Annotated in this window: 3 protein-coding genes; all 3 read left to right on the top strand. The window is 64.1% G+C overall.

The genetic code is table 11. The features are described 5' to 3' along the window. A partial coding sequence (gene mraY / locus RMO57_RS10195; RefSeq protein ID WP_310386280.1) for a phospho-N-acetylmuramoyl-pentapeptide-transferase occupies positions 1–647 on the top strand: 647 nt, incomplete at its 5' end. Next, positions 644–2,323: a UDP-N-acetylmuramoyl-L-alanine--D-glutamate ligase gene (gene murD, locus RMO57_RS10190; protein WP_310386278.1), complete on the top strand. Its 1,680-nt coding sequence runs from the start codon at positions 644–646 to the stop codon at positions 2,321–2,323. The genes mraY and murD, both read left to right, overlap by 4 nt. After that, a partial coding sequence (gene ftsW, locus RMO57_RS10185; protein ID WP_310386275.1) for a putative lipid II flippase FtsW occupies positions 2,320–3,451 on the top strand: 1,132 nt, incomplete at its 3' end. The genes murD and ftsW, both read left to right, overlap by 4 nt.

Here is a 3,451-nt window from a genome sequence, read left to right as displayed (position 1 = left end):
ATCTGCCGCCACGGGCCGACCTGATCGTGCCGTTTTTCAAGACCGTCAGCTATCCGCTGGGCGTGTTCGGTTTCATCGCGCTGTCCTATTTCGTCATCGTCGGCTGTAGCAATGCGGTCAATATCACCGACGGTCTGGACGGCTTGGCGATCATGCCGGTGGTGATGGTGGGCTCAGCCTTGGGTCTGTTTGCCTACATGACCGGCTCCTCGGTGTTCTCCAAATACCTGCTTCTGCCCTATATCCCCGGTGCCGGCGAATTGCTGATCTTCTGCGCGGCGATGGCCGGCGCGGGGCTTGCTTTTTTGTGGTTCAACGCCCATCCGGCCCAGGTCTTTATGGGCGATGTCGGCGCGCTGTCGCTGGGCGGGGCTTTAGGCACGGTGGCGGTGATCACGCGCCAGGAGATCCTGCTGGGCATCATGGGCGGCATCTTTGTGGCCGAGGTCTTGTCGGTGATGTTGCAGGTGACTTGGTTCAAGTACACCAAGAAGAAGTTCGGCGCGGGACGACGCATCTTCAAGATGGCGCCGCTGCACCATCATTTCGAGAAATCCGGCTGGAAGGAAACGCAGGTCGTCGTGCGCTTCTGGATCATCACCATGCTGCTGTGTTTGGTCGGCCTAGCAAGTCTCAAATTGCGATGAGAAGCTACGACGGCGTTCGCGTGCTGATCCTGGGTCTGGGCGACTCGGGCCTGGCCATGGCCGCTTGGATGACTCGTTACGGCGCCGCCGTGCAAGTCTGGGATTCACGCACTGAGCCGCCGCAACTGGCGAAGTTGCATGCCGAGCTGCCCGGCGCCGAGTTTCGCCACGGCGAATTGCCGCTTGAAGCCTTGAATGGCATACAGCTGGTACTGAAGAGCCCCGGCCTGTCGCCACTGGACACACGCATCGCGCCGCTGTTGGCCTTGGCCCGCCAGACCGGTGTGCCGGTGCAGGGCGAGTTAGGCCTGTTCGCCCAAGCCTTGGCCGATCTGAAGCTGAGCCGTCAATACGCGCCGGCCGTGCTGGCCATCACCGGCACCAATGGCAAGACCACCACCACCTGCATGACGGCCTTGCTGGTCGAGCGCGCCGGCAAGCGCGTCGCCGTGGCCGGCAATATCGGGCCCAGCATGCTGACGACGTTGGCGCAGGCGCTGGATCAGGAGCCGGCGGCGGTCGAGACGCCAGCTGTCGCGGAGCCGGTGGAACCTGAAATCGAAGTCGCCGCGACGACGATGGAAATGGTCGACGCCTTGCTGGACGAGGCGCCGCTGCCGATTGACCCGCCGCCGCCCAAGGGTCCGGTGTTCGAGTTTCTGCCCGAGGTCTGGGTCTTGGAGTTGTCGAGTTTTCAGCTCGACGGCGTCGAGGGTTTCGAGCCGACCGCCGCTGCGGTGCTGAATCTGAGCCAGGATCATCTGGACTGGCATGGCGACATGCAAGCCTATGCGCAAGCCAAGGCGCGCGTGTTCGGCGAGCACGCGCTGATGGTGATCAACCGCGACGACGCCGCCGTCGAGGCGCTGGTGCCGGACGCCGTCCTGGTCAAGCAAGGCCGCGGCCGTGCGGCCAAGTCGGTCGGCAGAAGGGTCGCCCGCTTCGGTTTGGACGCCCCCGACCGGCCCGGCGATTTCGGCCTGGTCACCGAGGGCGGCATGGCCTGGCTGGTACGGGCACGTGAGCAGGACGAGACCTTGCGTAGAAAACGCGGCGATGAAGAGGAAGAAATCACCCTGCAACGCCTGATGCCGGCCGACGCCTTGCGCGTGCGTGGCCGGCACAACGCCGCCAACGCCTTGGCCGCGCTGGCACTGGCCACGGCCGCCGGCTGCGCCTTGGCGCAGATGCTGCATGGCCTGCGCGAATACCGCGGCGAGCCGCATCGGGTCGAGCATGTGGCGACGCTGAATGGCGTTGATTTCTATGATGATTCCAAGGGTACCAATGTAGGCGCTACCGTCGCTGCGATCAGCGGTCTGGGCGCCGACCGCGCCGCCGCCAAGCTGGTCTTGATACTGGGCGGCGACGGCAAGGGCCAGGATTTTTCGCCGCTGGCCGCTGGCGTGACACGTTATGCGCGCGCCATAGCGCTAATAGGCCGCGACGCCGAGCAAATTCGTGCGGCGCTTGAATCGTGTGGCGTACCCATGCAGGCGCATGAGAGCCTGGAGGCCGCCACCGCCTGGTGTTTACAGCAGGCACAGAGCGGCGACAGCGTGCTCTTGAGTCCGGCCTGCGCCAGCCTCGATATGTTCCGCAACTACGCCCATCGGGCCGAGGTCTTTGTCGCCGCCGTGCAGGGCCTGGCCGCGGATCTGGGGCAGGGCGTATGAGCGCCACCTTGGGGCTGAAGAGCTGGCTTGAGCGCCTGAAGGCACTGCTGTCCGGCGCAAAAGACGGTCACGTCGATGTGCCGGTGCGCGACTGGGTGTCGCCCAGCGCCGGCCAGCCTACGCGCATCCAAGGATTGGATTTGACCCTGATCTGGGTCACCTTGGCCTTGATGGGTCTGGGCCTGCTGATGGTCTATTCGGCCTCGATCGCGATGCCGGACAACCCGCGTTTCGCCAAGTATTTGCCGACCCACTTTCTGACCCGCCACATCATCGCCTTGGTGTTTGGCCTGGTCGCGGCGGTGATCGTGGTGCAGATCCCGGTGTCGACCTGGGAGCGGCTGGCACCGTGGATGTTTGTGCTGTCCTTGATCTTGCTGGTGGCGGTGTTGATTCCCGGCGTTGGCAAGGTGGTTTACGGCGCGCGGCGCTGGCTGCCGCTGGGAGTGATGAACTTTCAGCCGTCCGAGCTGGCCAAGATGGCGATCGCCATGTACGCGGCCAGCTACATGATGCGCAAGATGGACGCCCGCGAGAATTTCTTCAAGGCGGTCTGGCCGATGGCGATGGCCTTGGGCGTGGTGGGGGTGCTCTTGCTGGCCGAGCCGGACATGGGCGCCTTCATGGTGATCGCCGCGATCGCGATGGGCATTCTGTTCCTGGGCGGCGTCAACGGCCGGATGTTTTTTCTGATCGTGGCGGTGCTGGTCGGTGCCTTCGTGATGATGATCGCCTTCAGCGACTTCCGGCGCGAGCGCATCTTTGCCTATCTGAACCCCTGGGACGAAAAGTACGCTCAGGGCAAGGCCTATCAGCTGACCCATTCGCTGATCGCCTTCGGCCGCGGCGAATGGTTCGGCCAAGGCCTGGGCTCCAGCGTCGAGAAGCTGCACTATCTGCCCGAGGCGCACACCGACTTTTTGCTGGCCGTGATCGGCGAAGAGCTGGGTTTCGTCGGCGTCGCCCTGGTCATCATTGCTTTCTTCTGGCTGTCGCGCCGCTTGTTCCATATTGGCCGCCAAGCGGTCGCGCTGGACCGTGTCTTCGCCGGGCTGTACGCACAAGGCATTGGCATCTGGGTCGGCGGCCAGGCCTTCATCAATATGGGCGTCAACCTGGGCGCTCTGC

Source organism: Roseateles sp. (assembly GCF_031397715.1).
In the GTDB taxonomy this organism is placed as follows: domain Bacteria; phylum Pseudomonadota; class Gammaproteobacteria; order Burkholderiales; family Burkholderiaceae_C; genus Paucibacter_A.
The sequence above is the reverse complement of the archived record's forward strand: the minus strand, read 5'-3'. Positions and strand labels throughout refer to the sequence as shown.

Coding starts and splice junctions, on each gene's coding strand:
- murD (WP_310386278.1), top strand. CDS start 644: ATGAGAAGCTACGACGGCGTTCGCGTGCTGATCCTGGGTCTGGGCGAC.